We start from the raw sequence: 26,847 nt of genomic DNA, 5'->3' as shown, positions 1-26,847 counted from the left end.
GTCTGTCCAAATGCAGGCATATCTCACCGCAACTTGTCAAAACATGAAAAAAATAGCCCTTCACCTGACCAAAAAGGGTCAAATGAAGGGCTGTTTTTTGTATTTTTATCATTTTTTTGCGATTTCGATACCTTTGACCTTAAATCTTAATCAGAGTGTTGGAAACCCTAAAGGGTTTCCACACACTCTAAAAAATCCTGATACATACGTATCAAGATTTTTTATTTTTTAATAAAGATGCACCAGCTATTTCAGGATGCGTCATTTCATATGGATCCAAAATAATATCAAGTTCTTTCTCTGTTAAGACACCATGTTCTAAGCAAAGCTCACGAACTGACTTTCCTGTTTCAATTGCTTCACGCGCAATACGAGATGCTGCTTCATATCCAATATGAGGATTTACCGCTGTAATAATTCCGACGCTTTTTTCAACATATTGTTTTAACAATTCTTCATTTGCAGTAATCCCTTTAATACAATATTCACGGAATACACGAAATGCATTATTCATAATGCTAATGGACTGAATTAAATTAAATACTAATACCGGTTCCATTACATTCAATTCTAATTGTCCTGCTTCTGATGCTAAACAAATTGTATGATCATTTCCAATAACCTGAAAAGCAACTTGATTCACAACTTCCGCCATAACTGGATTTACTTTCCCTGGCATAATAGACGACCCAGGTTGACGAGCTGGTAATTGAATTTCAGCTAACCCAACACGCGGACCAGATGCCATAATACGTAAATCATTTGCAATTTTAGACATGTTCATCATACATACTTTGAGCGATGCAGATACTTCCGTATATGCATCTGTATTTTGTGTTGCATCAACTAAATGCTCTGCACCAACAAGTGGAAATCCACTAAGATTTCGTAAATGTTTTACAACTTGCTCGATATAAGTAGGATTCGCATTTAATCCTGTTCCAACAGCCGTTGCTCCCATATTTACTTCATATAAATGTTGACGTGACTGTCTAATACGTTTTATATCACGCTCTAGTACACGGCTATATGCTTCAAATTCTTGTCCAAGACGAATTGGAACTGCATCCTGCAAATGCGTACGTCCCATTTTAATTACATGATTAAATTCTGTTGCTTTATCTGTAAACGCAAGATGAAGTGCTTCCATAGTAATAAGAAGTTTCTCTAACATCATAAGCGTCGCAATATGAATTCCTGTTGGAAACGCATCATTTGTTGATTGCGCCATGTTTACATGCGTATTTGGACTAATAATCGCATAATTTCCTTTTTCAAATCCCATCAGTTCTAATGCCCGGTTTGCAATTACTTCGTTTGTATTCATGTTAATTGAAGTTCCTGCACCGCCCTGAATTGGATCGACAATAAACTGATCATGGAATTTCCCATCTATAATTTCCTGAGCAGCTTCTGCAATTTCTTTTCCAATATTGTTTTGTAAATATCCAGTCTCCATATTCGCAAGTGCTGCCGCTTTCTTAACAATTGCCATTGCAGTAATGAGTGAAGTATGGACATGATATCCTGTTATTGGAAAATTTTCTACAGCTCGCAATGTTTGAACACCATAGTATGCTGCGTTTGGTAATTCCTTTTCACCTAAAAAATCTTTTTCAATACGTATGTCTTTCTTTACAATCATTTTCATCACCTATACTTTTCATTCTAGCTCAATGGCTTGAAATTTTTCCTATGAAAATATGATTTTGATAAGACACGAAACATATTTCCATTTTCCCCTTCACTATATAGTAGCTCTCTTGAAAGCGCAAACAATAATATCTTTTCTATAAAAGTGGATCCCTAATCCATCCTTCCATCTCATTAACAGTAAGGCCCCCCCCGTGCACCTCTAATTAAACAACTACTTCCCCCTCGATTTTCTTTATCTCTACTCGTTTAATTTGGTGCATATCTTTTTCAATAATCTTGAAAACCCATCCATTTGTCTCCATGACATCTCCCTCAGTAACTGTCTGTTTTTGCACCATAATCCAACCACCAATCGTATCTACATCATTTGCGACTAAATGTAATCCAAATAAATCATTCACTTCACTAATAAGTACTTTTCCATCTACAATTTTACACGTTTCGCTTATATGCTCAACAGGCGGATATTCATCCTCATCATATTCATCACGAATTTCACCAACAATTTCTTCTAGAATATCTTCAAGTGTCACAATACCTGCTGTTCCCCCATATTCGTCGTATAAAACAGCAAGAGGAATTCTTCTTTTTTGCATCTGCAATAACAAATCATGAATCGGAATATTTTCCAACACTTCAATAACAGGTCTTGTATACGGCATGATAGAGCATTCTTCCTTCCGGTCGCCATCCATATAACGAATAAATAAATCTTTTACATTAACCATCCCAATAATTTCATCTTTATCTTCACCAAATACAGGATACCTCGTATACATTTCTTGCCCAATTATTTTAATATGTGTTTCAAATGGTTCATCTTCATATAGACCCACAATTTCAATACGTGGAACCATAATTTCTTTTGCCACTCTATTATCAAATTCAAAAATATTATTTACATATTTAAATTCAGCTTGATTAATCTCTCCACTTTCATAACTCTCAGATAAAATAAGTCGTAATTCTTCTTCCGAATGTGCAATCTCATGTTCAGAAGCAGGATGTAGTCCAAATAGACTTGTCACAAGACGTGCTGATCCATTTAAAGCCCAAATAAACGGATACATAACCCGGTAAAAATAAATAAGTGGTTTAGATAATAACAAACTTACTTGCTCTGCTTTTTGAATCGCAAATGTTTTTGGGGCCAACTCGCCGATTACCACATGTAAAAAGGTAATAACTGCGAATGCAATAATAAATGAAACCGTACTTGCAACTGCCGGTGAAAATAAACTATTTATCAATACAGGCTCTAGCATATGTTTTATAGTAGGCTCACCTAACCAGCCTAATCCTAGAGCTGTAATGGTAATCCCGAGTTGACATGCTGATAAATATCCATCTAAATTTGATATTACTTTCTTCGCTGCCAATGCCCCACGTTTTCCTTCTCCTACAAGCTGATCTATTCGACTACTACGCACCTTTATAATTGCAAATTCAACTGCCACAAAAAAACCAGTTAATGCAATAAGAAGAGCTACCGTCATTAATTTAGTAATTTCCAAAGAACACCTTTAGCTTTTCTTAGCTAAAGTTACACCTCCTTTTTAAAAGAAGTTTCACTTTGCTTTTAGTTTCTTCATTTGTCAAAAAGCAAACCTATATAAAATTCCCCAATTTTTAACGCTCATATAACTCTAACGGTAAACCATCCGGATCTTGAAAAAATACAAACCGTTTTCCCGTTATTTCATCAATGCGAATTGGTTCAGTCTCAACCCCATATTGGTTTAAATGTTGTACCGCCTCCTGTATATCCTTAACCTCAAATGCCAAATGTCTAAGACCCGCTGCTTCAGGAAAGCTCGGACGTTTTGGTGGATTTGGAAATGAAAATAATTCAATTTGATATTGTTCTCCTACACATAAATCTAACTTATAAGAATCCCTTTCTTTTCTGTACACTTCATTTAGGACTTTAAACCCTAATATTCTTGTATAAAATTTTTTAGATAACCTATAATCAGAACAAATAATTGCGATATGATGTACTCTAGATATATTCATTCTTTCCTTCATTCCTCTCTTTATCAAACATGCATATTCTCCTTTAAAATGAAAAGCCTATGTAACAGAATATCTCTTTTAGGAGGCTAATTATGAGATTTGTTACTTTTTTTCTCGGTCTTGTTGTTGTTTTCTTTCTAGCCTATATTGCCAGCAATAATAAAAAGCATATTAAATTCAAACCAATTTTCATTATGCTTTTTATACAGTTGATTTTAACCTATTTACTATTAAATACGGAAATTGGTCTTGTGCTTGTAACAGCGGTTTCTAATTTATTTACGAAATTATTGGACTATGCTGCATCTGGCGTAAATTTCGTATTTGGTGGCATTACGAACAAAGGCGAAATGCCATTTTTCATCAATGTACTGTTGCCAATTGTCTTTATCTCCGTCTTAATTGGTATTTTACAACATTTCAAAATACTTCCATTCTGTATTCGCTGGATTGGTTTTTTCCTCAGCAAAATAAACGGTCTTGGTAAATTGGAATCCTATAACGCTGTTGCCTCAGCTATAGTAGGTCAATCAGAAGTATTTATTACTGTAAAGAAACAGCTTGCAAAGATACCAAAGCATAGACTTTATACACTTTGTGCTTCTGCCATGTCAACCGTATCCATGTCAATCGTTGGTGCTTATATGACGATGATTGAACCAAAATATGTCGTAACAGCACTTGTCTTAAACTTATTTAGCGGCTTTATTATCGTACTCATTATCAATCCCTACGATGTGAAAGAAGAAGAGGATATTTTAGAGATTAAAGGTGATAAGCAAACCTTTTTTGAAATGCTAGGAGAATATATTCTCGATGGATTTCGCGTCGCTATTGTTGTCGGTGCTATGCTAATTGGCTTTGTTGCTCTCATTAGCTGCATCAATGATTTATTCTACCTTATCTTTGGTATTACATTTCAGCAGATACTTGGATATATCTTCTCTCCCATTGCATTTCTTATTGGTGTGCCAAGTAAAGAAATTGTTGCAGCAGGAAGTATCATGGCTACAAAGCTTGTAACGAATGAGTTTGTAGCCATGATGGAACTCAGCAAACTCGCAAATATCCTCACTCCACGCACAGTAGGTATTATCTCTGTCTTTCTCGTATCCTTTGCGAATTTCTCTTCTATTGGCATTATTTCAGGTGCTGTAAAAGGATTAAATGAAGAACAGGGCAATGTGGTTGCTCGCTTCGGTTTAAAATTATTGTACGGTGCAACACTTGTCAGCATCTTATCTGCAATTATCGTAAGTATTATGCTATAAGCAGGTAAAATTTAATTCTTTTTTTATTCATGCTTTTTCTATATAATAACGAATGGATGTCTCATAAATAATCGGGACATCTATTTTTTATACATGTACAACAACTTATGTTTAGCGTACAATATTTTCTTATAATGCATCTGATATATTCACTATAAGAAAATATACAAATTGAAAGATCCAAAGGAGAACAAATAATGAATTCTGATGTCGAAAAAAATAACAACACCTCAAAGAAGCGCGTAAAAAGAAGGCGCCTGCTTTGGTTCATTCTGATCCCATTACTCGTTGTAACAATCGGTGGCGGAAGCTATTTCTTCCACATATATAGTAAAGCGAAATCAATTGTTAATAATGCATATTCTGAATTAGACAGGGGCGATAAATCCAATAAACGTGAAAAAGCTGTTAAACCTATGACAGATAATATATCCGTCCTCATTATGGGTGTTGACGAAAGTGATATTCGCGAAAAAGAGTATGGCAAAGCAATACGTACAGATGCACTATTACTTGCCACAATCAATAAAAGCGATAAATCTGTAAAGCTTGTTAGTATACCACGTGACTCCCGCGTATATATTAAATCACGTGATAAACAAGATAAAATTACTCATGCTCACGTATTCGGTGGTGTGGATAGCACAATTGATACAGTTGAGAACCTTTTAAATGTTCCTGTTGACTACTATGTTAAATTTAACTTTAAATCATTTATGAAAATTGTCGATTCTCTCGGTGGTATCGATGTAAACGTCCCTGTTGAATTCACAGAGCAAAACAGCAAAGATGAACCAGATGCCATTCATCTACAAAAAGGGCTTCAACATTTAAATGGTGAGGAAGCACTTGCTTTAGCAAGAACTCGTCATATCGATAGCGATTATATGCGAGGTCAACGCCAACAACTTGTTTTAGAAGCCACTGCCCAAAAGGCATTATCAATAAACTCTCTTAATAAAATTGGTGGCTTATTAGATGCTGTGAATCATGATTTAAAAACAAACTTGACGTTTGACGACATAATGACAATTACAAAAAGTTCAATGGGCTCAAACTTAAAAATGGATAAGCTTCAAGTAAAAGGTGACGATAAATATATTGGTGGTACCTATTACTACATTCCGGATGAAAAAAGCGTCCATGATATATCTACAACTTTAAAGCAACATCTTGGTGTTACGAATAAAACTGAGCATAAAAAATTATAATAAAAAGGCTGCTAGAATTTTTTCAGCAGCCTTTTTATTATAATTTTTTCGCAAATAATGACAAAAAGAGACAAATATTACAGAAGTGTAACATTTTTTATAAAAATATTACACCGGAAGTTGAAAAAATAGTATACTAGTACATGCATAATACTATTTTCATCATTCATACGTGAAAAACAGAATACATATAACTTTATATATTCATTTTTTTGGGGGGGAAATAAATGAAGTTACGTAACTTACTTATCGGTTCCGCTGTCGTTGGTGGTATATTACTTTGCGCAGGTGGCATTGGTGGTTATCAATACGTATCTAAATTAAACAAACAACTTGATACAACTGTATTGCCACATACTACATTTGAAGGTACTTCTCTTGATGGTAAGAGCAAAGAAGAGGTTCAAGAAGTTATTCAACAAAAAGTAGATGAATTAAACAAAAAATCTCTCAACTATACATTCCAAGACAGCACACAAACTTATACGTGGAAAGATCTAGGTGTAGAATATAAAGAAAAAGATATTGTAAAAAATATTTTTAAAGAACAAAATGGAAATATTATGAATCGCTATAAAATGCGAAAACAAGCTGAAAGTGGCGAATTAACACGCGAATATACATTAAAACCACAGTTAAATACTGCTACTTACGATGCTTTTATGAAAGAAAAATACAATGATGCCCTTAAAAAACCTATAAACGCAGAATTAAGTATTTCAGGAACAACCATAAATATTAGTCAAAGTCAAAATGGTGAAAAAATTGATAAAGAACAATTAAAAGACTTAACTACCAAAGCTATCGCTGCGGGTACACAAGATATTAAACTCCCGATTGCCTCCATAAAACCAGAACGCTCTACAGAAGATATACAAAATATGGGCATCACAGAAGTTATTGCTGAATATTCTACTCCTATGGCCGGTCGGAATGGAAACCAATCATTTAATGTAAATAAATCGGCTAATACTTTAAGTGGAGCAATCGTGGCACCTGATGAAACATTTAGCTTCAACGGGCGTGTTGGCATTACAGATGCAGCACACGGTTATAAATCGGCTGCTGTATACTTACAAGGAAAAGTTGTCCAAAGTGCTGGTGGAGGTGTTTGCCAAGTAAGTAGTACTCTATACAGCGCAGCTTTACGTGCTGATTTAGGAGTTGTTGCTCGTAGTAATCACTCTATGCCTGTTCATTATTTACCACTTGGGCAAGATGCTGCTGTAGCAGATTATGGTCCTGATTTAAAATTCAAAAATAATACAGGCAAATATATTTATATTCAAGCATTCTCTACTGGTAGTAGTATAACTACACGTATTTTCGGTACACCAACTGGGAAGAATGTAGAAATTTCATCAAAAGTAATTGGTGAGACTGAAAATAAAATTACCGCAGTCACACATAAAAAAGTAACACAAAATGGGCAAGTCATCTCAAATGGACAAATTTCAAAAAGTGTATACAAAAAGGCGTGATTCATCACGCCTTTTTGTTTTGTAGTAACTGTATAAATGTCTCTATATGATTTTTTGTTTCTTCTAAAGACCATATACGGTTTCCTTTTTTAGCAGCTAATTCACATCCGTCTTCCCATGCTTCTTTCTTTTGGATATGTAGTAACTCCTGTTGCAATTTCGCAACAGTTTCTGGTTCCTCTTGCTCCAAAAACTCCGTCATTACACTGATTATTTCCTCTTCATGCACACTTAACGTACAATATGCTTTAAAAAAATACTGTAGTGTTGGATACATACTACTCCCCCTTTCTTATTTATCCGATGGATAGGAAGTAATGATCTTAAATCCTAATTCCCCTGACTTATCTCTCGCTAAAACAGTAACTGTATTAACAAGCTTGTCTTTTACACTCATATTTTTCTTTAATACTGTTTTTCCAACAGGAAATGAATGCTTCGTATTTAATACAAGACGATTTTCTTTCGAATTCTGTAACCACTTTTCAATTTCCTTCTCATGTTGCTTTAAACTATCTTTTACCGCTTTTGTTGCCGTTTCTTTATCGTAGTATGTACTTGCAGCTGATACTTTGTCTGTACGTAACCGTTCCTTTAACTGCTCTTCTGTTTTTCCAACATGCCGTTCTATTGTATGACCATTTTTCGGTGGGCCTTCCATTTCATCTAAAATGTTATTATTAATTTTCTCTACTGATGTTGAACTATTTTCTTTCGAATTCGCGTTTTTCTGTTCTTTTCCTACACAACCACTTAAAATAAGAATCATTGCAAGCAATGTACTAAAGAAAATGCTACCTATTCGTTTCATCATATCACCTCTTTCATGATTATTATCGTAACTTCACAAAAAGTCAATTTTACATGTAAAAAAGCGAGTAGAATCATAAAATCCTACACGCTTTTTCTTATTGTTCCTGTATGAATATTTACCTAATTAACAGCAATCCAACTTTATACAATATCGTATCCTTGCTCTTCAATCGTATCTTTCAACTGCTCTAGATTTACTTTTTCTTCATCATATTCAACAGTTACTGTACCTGCTTGTAATGCAACTTCAACGCTATTTACCCCTGCTAATTCTTGCAATGCACCTGTCACAGCCATTTTACAATGATTACATGTCATTCCTTGCACATTTAATATTACATTCATTTCTAATTCCTCCTCAATTATAATCCTTTTATTTATTATTTATGGATAGTGCCACCTATAGTAAGTTACACCACCCTAAAAAATTATCTTCACTTTAGATTTTAACACGCTTCAATCGAAGAGCATTCGTTACAACCGAAACAGAACTAAATGCCATCGCTGCACCCGCTACCCAAGATTCTAATAGACCACTTGCCGCGATTGGTATACCAATCGCATTATAAAATAGAGCCCAAAATAAATTTTGACGGATATTTTTCATCGTTTTTTGACTTAAATCAATCGCTTGTGGAATATGTCCTAAGTCTCCTCCAACTAGTGTAACGTCTGCAGCTTCAATCGCTACATCTGCCCCTGTTCCAATTGCCATTCCAATATCTGCTTTTGCTAATGCTGGCGCATCGTTAATCCCATCGCCAACCATTGCTACTTTCTTACCTTGCTGCTGTAATTGTTCCACAATATTCGCTTTTTGTTCTGGTAATACTTCCGCGTACACATGTTCAATACCTACCTGCTTCGCAATCGCTTCTGCAGTTCGGCTATTATCACCTGTTACCATGTAAACAGCAATCCCAGAAGATTTCATCGCATGAATCGCTTCTTTTGAACTTTCTTTTATCGTATCCGCAACAGAAATCATTCCTGCAAATTGATCTGCAATCGCTACAAGCATAACCGTTTTTCCGTCCGCTTCATGCTTGCTCATTACGTCCTCATATTCTGCTATATTAACACCGTGTTCACTCATTAATTTTCGAGTTCCAATAATAACTGATTTATCTTCTATAATGGCTTCAATCCCGTGTCCAGGTACTGCACGAAATTCTTCTACAGGTAATAAATTGATTTCTTTTTGCTTTCCATATTCTACAATTGCAGATGCTAATGGATGTTCCGAAACATTTTCAGCAGAAGCAGCAAGTATAAACATATCATCTTGCAAGCTCATTACATCCGTCACTTCTGGTTTTCCCTTTGTAACAGTGCCTGTTTTATCTAATAAAACAGCATTAATTTTATGTGTTGCTTCTAAATACTCTCCACCTTTAAAGAGGATACCTTTCTCAGCCCCTTTTCCAGTTCCAACCATGATAGAGGTTGGCGTTGCAAGACCAAGCGCACAAGGACAAGCGATTACCAATACCGCTATAGCAACTTCAAGTGATTGCGGTAAATTTTGCGGAGTAATTGCAAAGTACCAAACGAAAAAGGCAATTGCAGCAACAGCTACAACAATCGGGACGAATATACCAGAAATTGTATCTGCCATACGCTGAATCGGCGCTTTTGATCCTTGCGCTTCTTCTACAATTTTAATAATACTCGCAAGTGCTGTATTTTTTCCGACCTTTTCAGCACGCATTGTTAATGTACCATTTTTATTAATCGTTGCTCCTATTAAAGCATCTCCAGATTGCTTTTCAACAGGGATAGATTCACCTGTAATCATCGCTTCATCAACTGCAGATATACCTGATAACACTATACCGTCTACAGGTATTTTTCCACCTGGTTTTACCACAATCGTGTCTCCAATAACAACACTTTCAATCGGAATCAGCATTTCCTTCCCTTCACGGATGACAAGGGCTTCTTTTGCTTGTAAACTTAATAATTTCGAAATGGCTTCTGTCGTTCTTCCCTTCGCAACTGCTTCAAAATATTTTCCGACAAGAATTAATGTAATAAGCACTGCGCTCGTTTCAAAATAAAGCTGTGGTGAGTAAGACGGATTTTGTAATGTTTTCAATCCTTCATAAAGACTATAAAAATATGCCGCTGATGTACCAAGTACGACAAGGACATCCATATTTGCACTTTTATTTCTCAATGAACGGTATGCTCCGATATAAAATTGAGAACCTATATAGAATTGTACTGGCGTTGCAAATAGTAGCTGCACCCATGGATTCATTAAAAAATGCGGCATCGGTAATCCCGTTTCAAAAGGCATATGTGCTACCATTGTATAAAGGAGCGGTAATGATAACAGAATAGACAGAAACAGTTGTTTTTGTTTCCTTTTTAATTGCTCTTCTTTTTTATTAGGTCCATACTCATCTTGAAGCTTACCTTTATAACCTATTTTCGTTATTTTTTCTAAAATATCTTCTATTGTAATAAGACCGTCTTTATATACGACTGTTACAGTGTTCATCGCCAGATTAACCGTAATACTTTCGATTCCTTCCATTTTACCAATTACTTTTTCAATCCGATTTGAACATGCAGCACATGTCATCCCTTCAATATCTAGATTTACTTTTTTTGTTCGAACTTCATATCCTAATTTTTCAATACGATTTGTAATTACCTCTAAAGATTGTTCATCTTCATCATATTGAACTGTCGCTTGTTCCATCGCTAAATTCACATTTGCTTCTACACCATCTAGTTTATTTAACACCTTCTCAATTCTGGCGGAACAAGCCGAACAAGTCATTCCATCAATACCAACCGTTATTTGTTTTGTTTTACTCATACAGTTCGTCTCCCTTCTATTTTGAGAACTGTTTGATGACTTTCATCAACTCTTGAATAGATGCATCTCCATTACCTTCTTGAATAGCTTTGGCAACACAATGATTTGTATGACGCTCTAACAATGAGAAACCTACTTTATTTAACGCTGCTTGCACTGCAGAAACTTGGATAAGCACATCTACACAATAGCGATTGTCTTCAACCATCTTTTGTATACCGCGAACCTGACCTTCAATTCTTTTCAACCGTTTTACAACTTTCTCAATTTCTTCATCCGTTCGTGGAACCATCTTTTCTTGATTTGAGCAATGATCCATCAATATACCCCCTCCTATGCATACATTATACCCGTAAGGGGTATGAATTTTCAAGTGTTTACTTATAAAAATTTAAAAAATCCACACTTGCCTATATGCCCTAAATATGGTGTAATGCTAAAAAAAGCAAAAGGATATAACTATATGCAAGAAATGATTCGTGATTTACTTACAGAGCATTACACAATTGCAATCCCACTTAGCATTTTATTCAATATCATCATTAGCTTAGCTGGTTTTATTCCAAGCATATTTTTAACTGCAATCAATATACAGCTTTTTGGTTTAACAGACGGAACGATCATATCAATTACTGGTGAAGCATTAGGAGCAATTGTTTCCTTTTATTTCTATCGACTAGGTTTGCAAAAATTTGCACATAACAAAGTCAATAACCATCCAAAAGTAGAGCGTCTTCTTTATGTACAAGGTAAAGAGGCATTTTTACTCGTTCTATCTTTTCGCCTTGTTCCATTTATTCCATCGAGCATCATCACTTTATTCGCAGCTTTAGGAAAAATGTCATTATTCTCTTTCAGTATTGCAAGTACAATAGGAAAAATACCTGCATTGCTTATTGAAGTGTATTCTGCATACCATGTTATGAATGGGACAAGTGAAGCAAAATGGATTATAACGATTGCTGGTTGCATTGGGGTATTGTATATATGGAAAAAGTGGAAGAAAAAATAAAAAAGGAGCTATTATGCTCCTTTTTTATTCTATATAAAGGGGAGTGAAAACTACTTTACACCAACAGCATCATACGATTGCTTCACCGCTGTAACTTCCGCAGAGTTTGCACCATATAAATCAGCTGCCGCTTGCACTAATCCTGCACGTGCTTGACTAAATGTAGTAGATTCAGTGAAGTATTGTGTATTTGCACGATAATAAATTGCCCCTACTTTATCTTTACCAATACCATTCACTGTTACACCGTAATGTGTGCCACCATTCGCTAGTAAGTAAGCCGCTTTGTTAATAATACCGCTGTTCGTATGCACACCACCGTTATCATCTGATCCAGTATAACGCTTAGAATAATGATCTGGATCGCCATATTTCGTTGGATCACTCATAGAGCGAAGGGCATCCCCTGCTTGACCAGGTGTATAAATATCTTCACCTATCTCCCAATCCGGATTACGATTATCATAGTATTCTACTAATGTACCAAAAACATCAGAAATCGCTTCATTTAACGCACCTGACTCATTTTGATAAATAAGATTCGAACTATATTCTGTAACAGCATGTGTTAATTCATGCCCAATTACATCGATTCCACCAGATAATGAAGTAAACGTATACCCATCTCCATCTCCATATACCATTTGAGAACCGTTCCAGAAAGCATTGTTATAATTACTTCCGTAGTGAACTGTTGATTTTAATGGTGCTCCCGCATCATTAATAGAGTTTCGGTTAAACGTATTTTTATAATAATCGTATGTTTTCCCTGCATAATAATGAGCATCTACAGCTGCCGCATCACGACTTGCATTGAAAATATTATCTGCATCAGCCCATAACGTTCCAGGTAACGTAGAACGATTTTGCGCATCATATGTGAAAATTGTTGCCCCACGAGTATTATCTTGTAGGTAATAAGAAGATCCAGATAATGTTGTATTAAGGGATTTTGTATCTCCTAATACCCCTTTACCTGTTCCTACTTTATTTGTTCCTGTTACAGGTTTAATAACCGCTTTCCCCTCTTGTTTTACAGCCTCTTGATTAAGCGGTGTCTTATCTTCACCTGTTACATGATCAATTGTGTTGTATTTGTTTAACACTTTACCACTATCTGCCTCAATGAAATAATAATAGTTTCCTGGTTTTGGCTCTAAGAAGTTTAATTTCACAACATATGCATAAGTTGTGTCCTCACCATTTTGATATACATATAAGTCCGCTGTTGGCTCTACCTCATACTTTGGTGTTAATCCTAAATCTTGCTGCGCAATTTCAATTGCTTTTTTTCCTTCAATCTTATTCTTGTTTTTTAATTTTTCCTTTTTGTCTAAATCAGGTACTACTGTTCCAGATAGTACTTTTAATGATCCATCTTTACTAACATGAGCTAGTTGAGTAGACCCCCATACAGGTGTTCCTTCGTATACTTGTTGCATACGTACCACTGTCGAATCTGTTACAGCATCTTTTTTCACTTGTTTCACTTTGAATGAATCCTCTGCACTCTTTTCTCCTAACTTATACTCGCCTTTTGCTGCATTTAAATAATCAAACACAACAGATTCTGCTTTCTTTCCAGTTGCTCCAGTTAGATCACCTGAAATAAACTCTGGTGACTGTACTGCCTCATTGTACTTTTTCGTAGAGAGCACATTCTTTGAATCTGCAAATGCAGAGCTTGTCCCTCCAAACGTTGTAACTGCCATTCCTGTCGCTAACACTAATGCTAAACTCTTCTTTTTCATAATAACCTTCCCCCTAATAAAAATTTTTTTTGAAAAAGAGTAGTTTTATATTAGCACTAAGTTTTCATTATTAATATACTAAAAATTCAAATATATTTTTTCTCAAGTTTTGTAGAATTTTGGGGAACAAATATTGAGAAAGGCCCTTTCCGATTTGGAAAGGGCCTTTCTCAATATTTGCTATATGTTTACTACCGTATTTATTTTTTCAGCAGACATATCTGGTCTCCAACCATATTGCGGTTCTAGTACAGCAACCAAAAGCGCCATCAATACAAATCCACTAATAATTACTTTTTTCATATTAACTTCCTCCTTCTTCTAATAAATTTACAGCCATTTTATAATAGCGACTACTTTCTTTGAATTCTAATAATTCTTCAAAGCATTCTGCTAATTCTAAATAGACTTTCTTCAAATCTTTTGTATTTTCCTCCGTTTTAAAAAAAGGAACAGCTTCTACTTCTAAAAATCTTTTATATACTTCTTTTTTCTCAAAGTATTTATATTGAAGTATTAATAATAAATACAACATGCTTTTATATCTTTCATCTTTTTTCGCAGCAGTTATCCCTCTTTCAATCCACTCTCTTGCCTCTTCAAACTCTTGCAATTGAACACACTGCAAAGAAATTTCATATACAGCATCAATATAATTAAAATCTTCTTCTTTTTTGTACTGTAAACACTGCAGATAATATTCTTTTGCTTTTTTATAATCTTTTTTATGATAATGTAAATACCCCATATTATTTAATGCAATTGATGTAATAATGTCTTTATCAGCAAAAGAAATTGCTTCTCTTAAAATATTATTATACATTTCTAACGCTTCACTATATTGCTTTTTCCGAATATAACTAAAAGCAATAACCAATTGACAATTAATTACATTCCGAAACCTATATTCACTCCGAAAGCCTTCTAATGCAATATTAGCAAAGTATAATGCCATATGATCAATCTCTAAATAGCTATAAACAAGCGCTAAATTATAATAAATTCCCGTCTCATAATAACCTTGCTCTTTCGCCATTAACTCTGCTTGGATCAAGCATTCAAGTGAGGCTTTGTATCTATGCTTCATGAAATACATTAATGCTCTACTATACGTATACAACAGCTTCTGAAACGGCGAATACTTCTTATACATCTTCTTTAATTTCTCTAGTTCCTCTTCAAGCGCTGGAAGATCCCGTTTCATAATTAAATATCGTGTATACAACAGATTATAATAATTTATGATTTCAAAATCTAAAACATGCTGCATTTCAGCTTGCAACTCATTATATATACGTTCAACCTGCTGCTTGTCTAAATGAACCAATGCATTTAACCATTCATCCAGCTTTTCTTTCACTTCTTCTTCCACATCTCTCAAATCCGTCACAGCAATCTCTAACCTCGTACAGAGCAACTGTAGAATTTCCTCCGATGCTTCTATCTTTCCATTTTCAATCTTACTTAAATATGAGACGGAACAAATGCCCTGACATAATTCTTCCTGTGTCATTTTTTGCTGCAGTCGTTTATAAAAAACTTGTTTGCCGATTTTTTCTAATGTTTGTTGCATTGCCCTCCTCCATTCTCATTTACCCTCACTACTTTAATAATACATAAAAATGCCAAAAATATAAATTGATAAATGTAAACTTTCTAAATATTTTTTATTAAATTCATTTCATTCCAACTTTAACCACCAATATTTATGCTAGAAAAGGATTCTGAGCAAGCTTAATTTTGCTTACTACTTGCTTAATCACTATCTAGCCACTTTCATTTATCTCTTTACCATAATAATCCCCAATATTTCTTAGTAAAAAGATCCTCTTTGGCATAAAGGACCAAAAATTGGTATACTATAACCAAATTACGGAGGTGTTTTCGCAATGAATCATTATAAAGACGATAGTTACGCCTTACATACAGATTTATACCAAATCAACATGGCTTATACATATTGGAAAGACGGCATTCATGATCGCCGTTCTGTTTTTGATTTATATTTTCGGAAGCTTCCATTTGAAAATGGCTATGCCATTTTTGCTGGTCTTGAAAAAATTATAGAGTACATAGAAAATTTTCGTTTTACCAAAAGTGATATTTCCTATTTGAAAGAACTACAATTTGAAGAAGCATTCCTTCACTATTTACAAAATATGAAATTCACAGGAACCATTCGCGGTATGCAAGAAGGGGAAGTTGTTTTTAATAACGAACCATTATTGCGTGTTGATGCACCACTTGGCGAAGCACAAATTATTGAAACAGCCCTATTAAATATTGTGAATTACCAAACATTAATTGCTACAAAAGCCGCACGGATGAAACATGCAGCCAACAACGATGAACTGTTAGAATTCGGCACACGCCGTGCCCATGAATTCGATGCCGCTCTTTGGGGGACACGCGCAGCCTTTATCGGTGGATTTTCTTCTACAAGTAACGTCCGCGCCGGAAAACGCTTTGGCATTCCCGTAGCTGGTACACATGCACATTCCTTTGTTCAAGCGTATCGTGATGAATATGTTGCATTTAAAAAATACGCTGAAACACATAAAAAATGTGTTTTTCTTGTCGATACATATGACACATTAAAATCCGGTGTACCAAATGCCATTCGCGTCGCAAAAGAATTTGGAGAACGCATTGATTTTTATGGTATCCGTCTTGATAGTGGTGATATGGCTTATTTATCAAAGGAGGCAAGAAAGCTACTTGATGAAGCTGGATTTACAAACACAAAAATCATCGCTTCTAGCGATTTAGATGAATATACAATTATGCACTTAAAATCTCAAGGGGCAAAAATTGATGTGTGGGGCGTTGGAACAAAACTTATCACCTCTTTTGAACAACCTGCATTAGGTGCTGTGTATAAATTAGTTGCCATTGAAGATGCAAATGGTACATTAAATGATACGATTAAAATCTCTTCTAATCCCGAAAAAATTACAACACCAGGACTAAAGCGCATTTATCGAATCATTAATCGCGTTAACAGTCATGCAGAAGGTGATTATATCGCTTTAGAATCAGAAGAGCCACAGAAGGAAGAACGTTTAAAAATGTTCCATCCTGTTCATACGTATATTAGTAAATTTGTAACAAATTTTGAAGCACGAGAGCTACACCATGATATTTTTATAAATGGTAAAAGGACATATCAACTCCCTGACATATTAGACATTCAAGCATACACAGAAAGCAGCTTATCACTGTTTTGGGAAGAGTATATGAGAACTTTAAATCCGGAAGAATACCCTGTAGATTTAAGTCAAGAATGCTGGGATCATAAAATGAATTACATTCAAACTGTGCGAAATCAAGTTGCAAAAAATATACAAAAATAAAAAGAGAAGCATTACGCCTCTCTTTTTATTTTTTATAAGTTTTTCACTCTCAGTACACGCATCGCATTTAATACTGCGATTAATGTAACACCAACATCTGAAAAAACAGCTTCCCACATTGTTGCAATCCCAAATGCACCAAGTAATAAAACAAGACCTTTTACACCAAGTGCAAAGATAATATTTTGCCACACAATGTTACGTGTACGTTTAGCTATTTTAACAGCCGTTGCAATTTTTGAAGGCTCATCTGTCATGATTACAATATCTGCCGCTTCAATAGCTGCATCAGACCCTAAGCCACCCATCGCAATCCCAACATCAGCTCTTGCTAATACTGGTGTATCATTAATACCGTCACCAACGAAAGCAATTTTCTCTTTTGCTTGTTTTGCTGCATCAATTTTTTCAATTTCTTCTACTTTTTGCTGTGGCAATAATTCAGCATGAACTTCATCTAACCCAAGCTCCTTACCAACCGCTTCGCCAACTAACTTCGCATCACCTGTTAACATAACTGTTTTCTTAATACCAAGCTCTTTTAACTTTCGGATCGCTTGTTTTGAATCCTCTTTCACTTCATCCGATATCACAATATAACCAGCGTATGCACCATCTACAGCAATATGAACAAGTGTCCCTACTGTTTGAGGTTGCTCGAATGTAATATTTTCTTTTTTCATTAATTTTGCATTACCCGCAAAGATTTCTTTCCCTTGTACTTTTACAACTGTACCATGACCAGAAATTTCACTATAATCTTCAATGATATTTTCATCAATTGAATTTCCATATGCACTTCGAATGGATTGTGCAATTGGATGGTTTGAATACACTTCTGCAAATGCTGCATATTCAAGAAGCTCTTCGTTCGTAGTTGTTCCATTTGGTTTCATCTTTGTTACTTTAAAGACACCTTTTGTTAATGTTCCTGTTTTATCAAATACAATATATTTCACATCATTTAACGCTTCTAAATAGTTACTTCCTTTGACTAAAATACCACTTTTAGATGCCCCACCAATACCACCAAAGAATCCAAGGGGAATGGATACAACTAATGCACATGGACAAGAAATAACAAGGAATACTAATGCACGATAAACCCAATCTGAGAATGTCGCTCCTTCTAAAATAAGAGGTGGGATAAACGCTAATGCCGCTGCTGTAATAACTACAATCGGAGTGTAGTAACGTGCAAATTTCGTAATAAAGTTTTCTGTCGGCGCCTTTTTACTACTCGCATTTTGTACTAAATCTAAAATTTTCGATACAGTTGACTCACCAAATTCTTTTGTTACTTCAATCGTTAATACACCATTTTGATTTACAAAACCACTTAATACATCATTACCAACTTCCACTTCACGCGGTACAGATTCACCTGTTAATGCTGAAGTATCAACCATCGACGCTCCTTCAACTACTTTCCCATCTAATGGTACTTTTTCGCCAGGCTTAACAATAATATAATCTCCAATTTGTACATCTTCTGGAGAGACTTGTTTTGTTTCGTTTCCCATCTTAACGTTCGCATAATCGGGACGAATATCCATCAAGGAAGTGATTGATTTTCGAGAACGATTCACCGCAATACTTTGGAATAACTCACCTACTTGATAAAATAGCATAACAGCAACTGCTTCTGGATATTGTTTAATTGCAAATGCCCCTAGTGTTGCAACTGCCATTAAGAAGTTTTCATCAAATACTTGACCGCGTGTTATATTTCTTATAGCGCGCCAAACGATATCTCCACCAATCAGTAAATACGCAACAACAAAAAGTGAAATTGTCATCATTTGTGGTAATCCTGCTAGTGCAGCGATTCCAGTTAAAATACCACCGATCGCTAAGCGCCATAGCATTTTCTTCACATTTCCTTCACCATGATCGTGACTATGTCCATGATCATGACCTGTTCCTTCTTCTCTGACAACTTTTACATCTGGCTCTAACTTATGCACAATATTTTTTATATCTTGTACTGTCGTTTCAAGTTCTTTTTTATTTGCAACTTCTATTTTTAATTTCTTCGATACAAAATCAACAGTCGCCGCTGAAACCGTGGGCATTTCCTTTACCTTTGTTTCAATCTTCATTGCACAATTTGCGCAATCTAATCCATCTAACACAAATACTTCTTTTGCGGCTTTTGTTTTTTGTTCTTCCTGCACCTTAATGTGTGGTTCTAATTTCGTGACAAGTTGTTTCGCGTTAGCAACAACGTTATTTTCTTTATTTTGCTCTGTTTCTAAAATCATTGTCTTTGTTGCGAAGTTCACAGAACAAGAGGAGACACCCTCTAATCCTCCAACTCCTTTTTCAATTTTCATCGCACAGTTCGCACAATCTAATCCATCTAACACAAGTTTTCGTTTCACTAGTGCTTCCGCCATCTTTCTCCCTCCTTGTGCTTCTCTTTTTTATTCTTCCTCGTTTACGTGCTCAAATGCTTGCTCAAAGATATGGATTACATGATGATCAGCTAATGAATAATAAACAACTTTTCCTTCTTTACGGTTTTTTACAAGTTTTGCTTGCTTCAATACACGTAGTTGATGGGAAATAGATGATTGTGTCATTCCGAGTAAATAAGCTAAGTCACATACACACATTTCCGCTTCAAATAACGCGTGTAAAATTCTCGTACGTGTGCGGTCACCTAATACTTTGAATAACTCTGCTACTTTACTTAAACTCTCATCATTTGGGATTGTTTGCTTTACTTGATCAACGACTTCCTCATGAATTATTGTTTGCAAACATGTTTCTTGATTTGTTTCTAATTTATTTCCAGCCATTATAGCTCACCTCTTTATTTGAACATATGAACAATTGTTCATATATCTTATACTTTTATTATATGAGCGTCTATTCATATGTGTCAATAAAATACACGCTAAATTTTTCGAACATTTTGTTCACATTTAAAATGAAACGTATATAACGTATTCTCCGCATCCATTATACTCTTCATGCAAAAAGGATGTACGAAAGTCTTCATCCTCTCGTACATCCTCTTGTTCCTGATTTATTCAGCTTTCACTGCATCAACAATTAACGAAGCAAATCCTAACTTTCCATCCTGATTTCTATGATCAAATCGTTTTGAACGATAAATGAACCCTTCTTTTTCATCCCAATCGTTATAATGAAATACACCATTTTCGTCACAATATTCTAAAAGTCTCACTTGAAATCCTGCAATCTCAAACATGGATATCATCGTTTTATAATTATGGACAATTTTATGGCTTGCTGCTGGATGATCCAACGGTCCTGGTCCTCCCACTTTTACTCCCTCTTGGTATTCTTCATCTGGGAAAAAGCTATCCGGAACAGCACACCGTATATAACCACCTGGCATTAAAAACTCATGACAAACTTTCGCTGCCTCTACTCCCTCTTCATACGATAGATGTTCCCACACATGTTCTGCTAAAATTACCGCTAAAGAGTTAGGAGCAAATCTCTGCATCCAATCTTTCCGTTTCAATAAATTTAATTCTTCCTCGCTCGTATGTAACCATCCTGGATTATTATTAAATTCTCCTGCACCAACAACAATTTTCAGTTCATCTTTTACAGCCATTCTTTCACCCCTTTGCATATTCCAACATACAAATTTTTACAGAATTCTACCTTTCTCCTTCTTTTCTCAAAACAAAAAGCCTTGCGCGCTCCCTAAACGCACAAGGCCAACATTATATCCCCTTAATTAGCTTCTTCCAAGCTATCTTGCGAACTTCCATCTTCTTTTAGATGACTGTGTTTTTTCGAATAAACAAAGTATACAACTACTCCAATTGCTAACCAAATACCGAAGTATATCCATGTTGTTAACGGTAAGTTTACCATTAAGAATAAGCAGCATACAATTGAAATAATCGGCAAAGTCGGTACAAGTGGAACCATAAATCCACGCTGTAACTTCGGGTGTGTTTTACGAAGAATGATAACTGATACACCAACCATCGCAAATGTTAATAGTGCTCCAATATTCGCTAAGTTTGACAATTCTTTTAAATCGATAAATCCAGCAATTAAAGCACTACCGATTCCCGTTAACCAAGTTGAAAACGTTGGTGCCTCTGTTTTTTCGTTGATTTTCGCAAAAGATTTTGGCAACAAACCATCACGACTCATTGCAAAGAATACACGTGTTGTTGCATAGATGTATGCGAAAATGACAGCCATAATACCAATTACAGCTCCAATTGCAATGATACCTGCTACTTTATCTTGTCCGACAACTTCTAATACATAAGCCATAGCTTCTGGTACATCTAATTCCTTATAAGAAACCATACCAGTCATTACAAGACAAACTGCAATATAAATGATTGTACAAATGATTAATGAAGCAATAATACCAATTGGTAAATCACGCTGTGGATTTTTCACTTCTTCAGCTGAAGTTGCTAGTGCATCAAAACCTAAGAAGGCAAAAAATACAGCTGCTCCTCCAGCAAAAATCCCACTTAATCCGTATGGTGCAAATGGAACCCAGTTTTCTGGTTTCACATAGAATACACCAACAGCAAGAAATAGGACAACAATACCAATTTTGATTAATACCATTGCGTTATTCACGCGTTTACTCTCTTTCGTACCACGTGATAATAGCAATGTTAACACTAGTGTAATAATCACTGCTGGCAAGTTCACAATACCACCTTGTGATGGAATCGTTAACAGTGCTTTCGGGATTTCTAAACCAAATCCACTCACTAAGTTATGGAAGTAACCTGTCCATCCACCAGCTACTGCTGCTGTTGTTACAACGTATACCGATAGTAACGTCCATCCCATTAAATGGGCTACAAACTCACCGATTGTTGCGTATGAATATGTGTACACACTACCTGATACCGGAAGTGTAGACGCAACTTCTGCATAACATAATGCTGCAAAACCACAAACAATTGCTGCAATCATAAATGAAAAAATAACTGCTGGACCAGCATCTCTTGCTGCTACTAATCCAGTTAATACAAGAACTCCTGTACCAATTATCGCACCAATCCCTAGCATTGTTAGGTCGAATGCCCCTAAAGTTTTGGATAAAGTCTTACTTTTACTTTCCCCTAACAGCTGCGTAACGGATTTCTTTTTAAATAGGTTGGCCACGATGTATGCCCCCTTTTACTAAGAAGAGCTAAGAGGTCTTCTCTCTTAGCTCTTATCGTGTTGTATAAAATATTGTTCGATTGTTTTTTGTATTATGCTTCAATTAGCAAGATACCGTTTCTGCTTCTAATAATTCTTTTGCACCTTTGTATTCTACACCATGAGCTTCTGCAACTGCTTCAAATGTTACATAACCATCTAGTGTATTAATACCTTTTAATAATGCAGAGTTGCCTAGGCAAGCTTCTTTGTAGCCTTTGTTTGCAATTTGCACTGCATATGGCACTGTTACGTTTGTTAATGCAAGAGTTGATGTACGTGGAACTGCACCAGGCATGTTTGCAACTGCATAATGAACAACGCCGTGTTTTTCATAAGTTGGGTTATCATGAGTTGTAATACGATCAGTTGTTTCGAAAATACCACCTTGGTCAATTGCGATATCTACTACAACAGAACCTGGTTCCATTGATTTAATCATTTCTTCTGTTACAAGTTTTGGCGCTTTTGCACCTGGAATTAATACCGCACCGATTACAAGATCAGATTCTTTTACAGCTTCTGCAATATTGTATGGATTAGACATTAAAGTTTTTACTTGGTTACCGAAAATGTCATCTAACTGACGAAGACGTTCTGCACTTAAGTCGATGATTGTTACATCCGCACCTAGTCCAACTGCAATTTTAGCAGCATTTGTACCAGCTTGTCCACCACCGATAATTGTTACTTTACCACGTTTTACCCCTGGAACACCTGCAAGTAGGATACCTTTGCCGCCTTTGTTTTTCTCAAGGAATTGTGCACCAATTTGTGCAGACATACGACCAGCTACTTCACTCATAGGTGCAAGTAATGGTAAAGAACGGTTTTCTAATTGTACTGTTTCATAAGCAATAGAAACAACTTTCTTTTCAATTAGTGCTTTTGTCAATTCTGGTTCTGGAGCTAAGTGTAAATATGTGAATAAGATTAAACCTTCGCTAAAGTGTTTGTATTCGCTTTCAATTGGTTCCTTAACTTTCATAACCATATCCATGTTCCAAGCTTCTTCAGCTGTATCAACAATTTTAGCTCCTGCTTCAACATACTCCGCATCTGTAAAACCAGATCCTAAACCTGCACCCTTTTGAATGAATACTTCGTGATTATTGCGAACTAAATGCACAACACCAGCTGGTGTCATTGCCACACGGTTTTCGTTATTTTTAATTTCTGTTGGTACCCCAATACGCATAATGAAATGCCCCCTTATAATTAACAGAAAAAAGAAATTCTTTTTTCTTTTTATAATAATTAATAACTTATGTCCTTATTCTAGCATAACTTAAAAATTATGAAAACGCTAACATACTAAAATAATAAAGTTTATATATTTGGAATAGTGTAAATATAACAAACTTTATTTCATAAGGGGTATTCTTATATTCTAATTACCAATCATTCTATTTTTATTATAAGTTTAGAAATCGCATGCTAATCACTTATTATTTGACAATAATATAACAATGTGAAAAATCAATACAAATCGCATACATATACACTTCCTATTCCCTGTAATATTTTAGAACTATATTCTTTTTATATAAATCCATTTTGATTTGCAGGCATATAAGTCGCTGCTATAAAGAACAAAAGGGGACCTGCACTCGTTTTCTCTCTTTGTTTTAACTTGGCATGGGGCAGAAAAAGGATCTGACCGCTTCTATGCATGGCTGGATGCACTCTCCCACCTAAAAAGAAAGGTTTTATATCAGTTTTTCAATTTGTACTTATATAGTAAAAAAAGCTACCAGTATTTAACCGGCAGCTGGGTAACTCATAAATAACTTTGAAAATAAATCTTCCGTTGTTTCTGTAATCTTCTCAAACATATCCGTTTCATTTTCTTCTTGTTCTTTCATCATCTTAATCGTTTCTTGTGCATCCTCAGGATAATCCGTAATAATCCCATCTATATTGAGCTTATAATATTTCTTTAAATTCTCCATATCATTTACAGTCCATACATAAATTGGTTTATTTAATTTTCGTGCTGATTTTACTAAACGTTTATTTAACATATATTCTTCTGCCACATAGAAATCTGCTTGAACAAATTTTAAATTTGCTCTACTTGCATATAAAATATATCCTACTTTTATATCAGGATTTGCACGCTTAAATTCTTTAATGAGCGGATAATGTAATGTTTGAATTACACATTGTTTTTCAAAGTCATTGTCCTTGATTGTTTTTAATACTTTTTTTACAAAATCTTTTTCATTTCCATGTAGTTTTACTTCTATATTGAGCTTGATTTTGCCATTTGCAAGCTTAATAATCTCATCCAGCGTACTAATTTTCCCTGAAAGTCCATCTTGACTAAGTGTTAACTTTCGAAGCTCATCCATGGTTAAATCTGATACATGTACATTAGCATTGGCAAGACGCTTTAATTTCAAATCATGTATCACTGCCAATTCACCATCTTTTGTTTGCAATACATCAATTTCAGCATAGTCTGCTTTTGCATCAATCGCACCCTGTACTGCCTCTTTCGTATTTTCGACTCCTTTGGAAATATATCCACGATGCGCCATAATCACTGGTTCTTTATATGAATTCGTAATAAACGTTACAATGAACGCAACTACCATACCTACTGTGAACACACCAACAATATAAACACCTATAAATTTGAACCGGTGCTTTTTAAAGAAACATTTATCCGCTTTTGTTTTTGAATAATCTAAGCCTTCTTCTAACAAAACATCTTCCACCGGGACTTTTTGTAAATAAAGTCTTGTCAATGCCATAATATAAAAAGGCGTTACAATAAAGCTAAACAAATACAATGTACTCGTTAAAAATACAGATAGAGTAGATTCAGCTAATACGGCGAATGTTCCTTTCGGATTTGTAAATTCATAAACGCCCCATAAGAACAATAAGTACATCGCCATAAATAAAACAAACACAATCCCTATCGAGATAAAACAGCCAACTAAAAAGAACAAAATTTTAAAAAAGCTCTCTTTTACTAAGCTTGCACTTTTACGTGCAGCTATGCGAAATGGTTTTTCTTCTAACACTATAATAGGTAAAACAAAGATCCAACGAAGATTCAAATACGCGACTACACCAAAGAAAGTGTAATAACCTACTTGCCCCATTGTCGTTTTTAGCAATTCACCTGTAATGAAATTTGGAATTTGGATTTCAGGGATTAGTGCAGATTTATACCCCATACTTAAAAGAGGTAACAAAACAACAGCATACAAAATAAATCCCGGCAAGCAATATGTGAAAAGAGAAGGTAAATATGTTACCGTTTTATACAAAATTGGACGCAATCTCACCTTTTGCCTTTTATGTGCAAAATACGAAATAATAATGAGCACCGCAAATTCTGTAAAAATGAGAAACAGTGCCAATATGGATAAAATTACAATGGCTGTGATTCCATACGGGGTTTGCAAAAAAGCTAGCAATTCATCATTTGTCGCATTTGCATAGCCACCCCAGTATAATAACTTATTAAAAATAATACCAAATAATGGTATAAACACAATCGCGGCTAATAATTTATAAACCAGTTGAAATGCCAGCACATTCCAAAAAGCAAATTGCACTGTTTGAAAGGAATGTTTCATGACTCCTGGTATAGATAATCTTTTACGGTGTAGCATATATTCCTCCAAATTCTAAAACTATATTTGAGATGGATTCCATATTTCCATTCTAAATCCATCTTTTTTATCATAATATATTCCGCTTAACATGAATACTCTTATACATTCACAAAAAAAAGAGTGATGTCTACTCCTCCATCACTCTTTTTCCTTTTATTTTTTCTCTAACCCTTGTCCAAATGCTTTTAAAAAGCTAAAACCAAATGTAATGGCCCTATTAATATCAGGATCTTTTAATACTTTAAAGAAATCCATAACTTTTGTCTTTTTTCCTTTTTTTAATTCGTCTGTTGCAAATTGTAATCCCGTAACTAAACTCGACGTTACTTGTTTTGTTACTTCTGGATCAACAGAAGATAATGCTTCTCCTGCTCCCAGCATATTATTTAATGCATTCTTTACTGGGTCACGATTCAATTGCTCCACAGCAATTTTAGAAACATCTTCTTTCGCAGCAAGCAAACTGATTGCCGCGTCTAATATACCCGCTTGCTGTAACTGTGCTAATAACTGCATCGTTTCCTCAACTGCTTCACGGTTTTCAGCTAATTGTGTTAACAGCTCATCTGATAACTGTTGTCTCTTTTCTTCTTCTGTTATAACTTTTTTTTGAATCAATGTAATTTCTTTTGCCACTTTCTTCGCC

The 26,847-nt window shown here is 35.1% G+C and carries 23 protein-coding genes; 5 read left to right on the top strand and 18 right to left on the bottom strand.

Going from position 1 to position 26,847, the window contains the following annotated elements; translation table 11 throughout:
- Nucleotides 1–211: 211 nt before the first annotated feature.
- From aspA to gloA2, 3 genes are all read right to left on the bottom strand, one after another.
- Nucleotides 212–1,645 carry an aspartate ammonia-lyase gene (gene aspA / locus AZF08_RS09050; RefSeq protein WP_033678874.1) on the bottom strand — a complete coding sequence of 478 codons (1,434 nt, stop codon included), beginning with the start codon at nucleotides 1,643–1,645 and terminating at the stop codon, nucleotides 212–214.
- A gap of 214 nt (nucleotides 1,646–1,859) precedes the next feature.
- A complete protein-coding gene (locus AZF08_RS09045; RefSeq protein ID WP_033678875.1) occupies nucleotides 1,860–3,170 on the bottom strand; it encodes a hemolysin family protein in 1,311 nt (436 codons plus the stop codon).
- Between the two features lie 115 nt (nucleotides 3,171–3,285).
- Nucleotides 3,286–3,672, bottom strand: coding sequence for an SMU1112c/YaeR family gloxylase I-like metalloprotein (gene gloA2, locus AZF08_RS09040; protein WP_033678885.1), 387 nt, complete (start codon nucleotides 3,670–3,672; stop codon nucleotides 3,286–3,288).
- Nucleotides 3,673–3,764: 92 nt separating this feature from the next.
- Here gloA2 and AZF08_RS09035 point away from each other — a divergent pair, with 92 nt between their 5' ends.
- The 3 genes from AZF08_RS09035 to AZF08_RS09025 all read left to right on the top strand — a co-directional run bounded on the left by AZF08_RS09035 (nucleotide 3,765) and on the right by AZF08_RS09025 (nucleotide 7,635).
- Nucleotides 3,765–4,943: a NupC/NupG family nucleoside CNT transporter gene (locus AZF08_RS09035; protein WP_033678876.1), complete on the top strand. Its 1,179-nt coding sequence runs from the start codon at nucleotides 3,765–3,767 to the stop codon at nucleotides 4,941–4,943.
- Between the two features lie 194 nt (nucleotides 4,944–5,137).
- Entirely contained in the window at nucleotides 5,138–6,154 is a 1,017-nt protein-coding gene (locus AZF08_RS09030; RefSeq protein ID WP_407639471.1) for an LCP family glycopolymer transferase, read from the top strand.
- A 227-nt stretch (nucleotides 6,155–6,381) separates the two neighbouring features.
- Entirely contained in the window at nucleotides 6,382–7,635 is a 1,254-nt protein-coding gene (locus tag AZF08_RS09025) for a VanW family protein (protein WP_033678878.1), read from the top strand.
- Between the two features lie 4 nt (nucleotides 7,636–7,639).
- Here the strand turns inward: AZF08_RS09025 and AZF08_RS09020 are convergent, their stop codons facing one another.
- The 5 genes from AZF08_RS09020 to AZF08_RS09000 all read right to left on the bottom strand — a co-directional run bounded on the left by AZF08_RS09020 (nucleotide 7,640) and on the right by AZF08_RS09000 (nucleotide 11,597).
- The gene (locus AZF08_RS09020) at nucleotides 7,640–7,912 is read right to left on the bottom strand and encodes a hypothetical protein (protein ID WP_033678879.1); all 273 of its coding nucleotides are present in this window, start codon (nucleotides 7,910–7,912) and stop codon (nucleotides 7,640–7,642) included.
- A 15-nt stretch (nucleotides 7,913–7,927) separates the two neighbouring features.
- Nucleotides 7,928–8,446: an RNase A-like domain-containing lipoprotein gene (locus AZF08_RS09015; protein WP_033678880.1), complete on the bottom strand. Its 519-nt coding sequence runs from the start codon at nucleotides 8,444–8,446 to the stop codon at nucleotides 7,928–7,930.
- Between the two features lie 143 nt (nucleotides 8,447–8,589).
- Nucleotides 8,590–8,793: a copper chaperone CopZ gene (gene copZ, locus AZF08_RS09010; protein ID WP_033678881.1), complete on the bottom strand. Its 204-nt coding sequence runs from the start codon at nucleotides 8,791–8,793 to the stop codon at nucleotides 8,590–8,592.
- 94 nt (nucleotides 8,794–8,887) lie between these two features.
- On the bottom strand, nucleotides 8,888–11,278 hold the full coding sequence (locus AZF08_RS09005; protein WP_033678882.1) for a heavy metal translocating P-type ATPase: 2,391 nt from the start codon (nucleotides 11,276–11,278) through the stop codon (nucleotides 8,888–8,890).
- A gap of 16 nt (nucleotides 11,279–11,294) precedes the next feature.
- Nucleotides 11,295–11,597, bottom strand: coding sequence for a metal-sensing transcriptional repressor (locus AZF08_RS09000; RefSeq protein WP_033678883.1), 303 nt, complete (start codon nucleotides 11,595–11,597; stop codon nucleotides 11,295–11,297).
- A 144-nt stretch (nucleotides 11,598–11,741) separates the two neighbouring features.
- On the opposite strand from AZF08_RS09000, the gene AZF08_RS08995 reads away from it, so the two are divergent.
- A complete protein-coding gene (locus AZF08_RS08995) occupies nucleotides 11,742–12,290 on the top strand; it encodes a TVP38/TMEM64 family protein (protein ID WP_033678886.1) in 549 nt (182 codons plus the stop codon).
- A gap of 50 nt (nucleotides 12,291–12,340) precedes the next feature.
- Here AZF08_RS08995 and AZF08_RS08990 read toward each other — a convergent pair whose 3' ends face one another.
- The 3 genes from AZF08_RS08990 to AZF08_RS08985 form a co-directional block, all read right to left on the bottom strand.
- Complete coding sequence (locus AZF08_RS08990) at nucleotides 12,341–14,041, bottom strand: M4 family metallopeptidase (protein ID WP_033678884.1); 1,701 nt, start codon at nucleotides 14,039–14,041, stop codon at nucleotides 12,341–12,343.
- A gap of 180 nt (nucleotides 14,042–14,221) precedes the next feature.
- A complete protein-coding gene (locus tag AZF08_RS29765; RefSeq protein WP_153019504.1) occupies nucleotides 14,222–14,344 on the bottom strand; it encodes an NprX family peptide pheromone in 123 nt (40 codons plus the stop codon).
- 1 nt (nucleotide 14,345) lies between these two features.
- Nucleotides 14,346–15,614, bottom strand: coding sequence for a tetratricopeptide repeat protein (locus AZF08_RS08985; protein ID WP_033679039.1), 1,269 nt, complete (start codon nucleotides 15,612–15,614; stop codon nucleotides 14,346–14,348).
- Nucleotides 15,615–15,930: 316 nt separating this feature from the next.
- On the opposite strand from AZF08_RS08985, the gene AZF08_RS08980 reads away from it, so the two are divergent.
- On the top strand, nucleotides 15,931–17,394 hold the full coding sequence (locus AZF08_RS08980) for a nicotinate phosphoribosyltransferase (protein ID WP_033679041.1): 1,464 nt from the start codon (nucleotides 15,931–15,933) through the stop codon (nucleotides 17,392–17,394).
- 32 nt (nucleotides 17,395–17,426) lie between these two features.
- On the opposite strand, the gene AZF08_RS08975 is transcribed toward AZF08_RS08980, so the two are convergent.
- The 7 genes from AZF08_RS08975 to AZF08_RS08945 all read right to left on the bottom strand — a co-directional run bounded on the left by AZF08_RS08975 (nucleotide 17,427) and on the right by AZF08_RS08945 (nucleotide 26,837).
- Nucleotides 17,427–19,793 carry a heavy metal translocating P-type ATPase gene (locus tag AZF08_RS08975; RefSeq protein ID WP_033679043.1) on the bottom strand — a complete coding sequence of 789 codons (2,367 nt, stop codon included), beginning with the start codon at nucleotides 19,791–19,793 and terminating at the stop codon, nucleotides 17,427–17,429.
- 27 nt (nucleotides 19,794–19,820) lie between these two features.
- On the bottom strand, nucleotides 19,821–20,198 hold the full coding sequence (locus tag AZF08_RS08970) for an ArsR/SmtB family transcription factor (protein WP_033679044.1): 378 nt from the start codon (nucleotides 20,196–20,198) through the stop codon (nucleotides 19,821–19,823).
- A 230-nt stretch (nucleotides 20,199–20,428) separates the two neighbouring features.
- Nucleotides 20,429–20,989 (bottom strand): class I SAM-dependent methyltransferase, encoded by a 561-nt coding sequence (locus tag AZF08_RS08965; protein WP_063177264.1) that lies wholly within the window; start codon nucleotides 20,987–20,989, stop codon nucleotides 20,429–20,431.
- Nucleotides 20,990–21,111: 122 nt separating this feature from the next.
- Nucleotides 21,112–22,527, bottom strand: coding sequence for an amino acid permease (locus AZF08_RS08960; RefSeq protein ID WP_063177263.1), 1,416 nt, complete (start codon nucleotides 22,525–22,527; stop codon nucleotides 21,112–21,114).
- Nucleotides 22,528–22,630: 103 nt separating this feature from the next.
- On the bottom strand, nucleotides 22,631–23,764 hold the full coding sequence (ald, locus tag AZF08_RS08955) for an alanine dehydrogenase (protein WP_063177262.1): 1,134 nt from the start codon (nucleotides 23,762–23,764) through the stop codon (nucleotides 22,631–22,633).
- Between the two features lie 562 nt (nucleotides 23,765–24,326).
- The gene (locus AZF08_RS08950; protein WP_033675671.1) at nucleotides 24,327–26,198 is read right to left on the bottom strand and encodes a glycerophosphoryl diester phosphodiesterase membrane domain-containing protein; all 1,872 of its coding nucleotides are present in this window, start codon (nucleotides 26,196–26,198) and stop codon (nucleotides 24,327–24,329) included.
- 156 nt (nucleotides 26,199–26,354) lie between these two features.
- Entirely contained in the window at nucleotides 26,355–26,837 is a 483-nt protein-coding gene (locus tag AZF08_RS08945) for a DUF1641 domain-containing protein (protein WP_033675673.1), read from the bottom strand.
- Nucleotides 26,838–26,847: the final 10 nt, after the last annotated feature.

It is taken from the genome of Bacillus gaemokensis, from assembly GCF_001590835.1.
GTDB lineage: Bacteria > Bacillota > Bacilli > Bacillales > Bacillaceae_G > Bacillus_A > Bacillus_A gaemokensis.
Note: the sequence above shows the minus strand (reverse complement) of the source record. Positions and strands in the feature narration are given on the sequence as shown.

What these genes read in the sequence shown, in the direction of transcription:
- aspA (WP_033678874.1), bottom strand. Translation starts at nt 1,645, where the DNA reads ATGATTGTAAAGAAAGACATACGTATTGAAAAAGATTTTTTAGGTGAA.
- gloA2 (WP_033678885.1), bottom strand. Translation starts at nt 3,672, where the DNA reads ATGAATATATCTAGAGTACATCATATCGCAATTATTTGTTCTGATTAT.
- AZF08_RS09035 (WP_033678876.1), top strand. Translation starts at nt 3,765, where the DNA reads ATGAGATTTGTTACTTTTTTTCTCGGTCTTGTTGTTGTTTTCTTTCTA.
- AZF08_RS09025 (WP_033678878.1), top strand. Translation starts at nt 6,382, where the DNA reads ATGAAGTTACGTAACTTACTTATCGGTTCCGCTGTCGTTGGTGGTATA.
- AZF08_RS09020 (WP_033678879.1), bottom strand. Translation starts at nt 7,912, where the DNA reads ATGTATCCAACACTACAGTATTTTTTTAAAGCATATTGTACGTTAAGT.
- AZF08_RS09015 (WP_033678880.1), bottom strand. Translation starts at nt 8,446, where the DNA reads ATGAAACGAATAGGTAGCATTTTCTTTAGTACATTGCTTGCAATGATT.
- copZ (WP_033678881.1), bottom strand. Translation starts at nt 8,793, where the DNA reads ATGAATGTAATATTAAATGTGCAAGGAATGACATGTAATCATTGTAAA.
- AZF08_RS09005 (WP_033678882.1), bottom strand. Translation starts at nt 11,278, where the DNA reads ATGAGTAAAACAAAACAAATAACGGTTGGTATTGATGGAATGACTTGT.
- AZF08_RS09000 (WP_033678883.1), bottom strand. Translation starts at nt 11,597, where the DNA reads ATGGATCATTGCTCAAATCAAGAAAAGATGGTTCCACGAACGGATGAA.
- AZF08_RS08995 (WP_033678886.1), top strand. Translation starts at nt 11,742, where the DNA reads ATGCAAGAAATGATTCGTGATTTACTTACAGAGCATTACACAATTGCA.
- AZF08_RS08990 (WP_033678884.1), bottom strand. Translation starts at nt 14,041, where the DNA reads ATGAAAAAGAAGAGTTTAGCATTAGTGTTAGCGACAGGAATGGCAGTT.
- AZF08_RS29765 (WP_153019504.1), bottom strand. Translation starts at nt 14,344, where the DNA reads ATGAAAAAAGTAATTATTAGTGGATTTGTATTGATGGCGCTTTTGGTT.
- AZF08_RS08985 (WP_033679039.1), bottom strand. Translation starts at nt 15,614, where the DNA reads ATGCAACAAACATTAGAAAAAATCGGCAAACAAGTTTTTTATAAACGA.
- AZF08_RS08980 (WP_033679041.1), top strand. Translation starts at nt 15,931, where the DNA reads ATGAATCATTATAAAGACGATAGTTACGCCTTACATACAGATTTATAC.
- AZF08_RS08975 (WP_033679043.1), bottom strand. Translation starts at nt 19,793, where the DNA reads ATGGCGGAAGCACTAGTGAAACGAAAACTTGTGTTAGATGGATTAGAT.
- AZF08_RS08970 (WP_033679044.1), bottom strand. Translation starts at nt 20,198, where the DNA reads ATGGCTGGAAATAAATTAGAAACAAATCAAGAAACATGTTTGCAAACA.
- AZF08_RS08965 (WP_063177264.1), bottom strand. Translation starts at nt 20,989, where the DNA reads ATGGCTGTAAAAGATGAACTGAAAATTGTTGTTGGTGCAGGAGAATTT.
- ald (WP_063177262.1), bottom strand. Translation starts at nt 23,764, where the DNA reads ATGCGTATTGGGGTACCAACAGAAATTAAAAATAACGAAAACCGTGTG.
- AZF08_RS08950 (WP_033675671.1), bottom strand. Translation starts at nt 26,198, where the DNA reads ATGCTACACCGTAAAAGATTATCTATACCAGGAGTCATGAAACATTCC.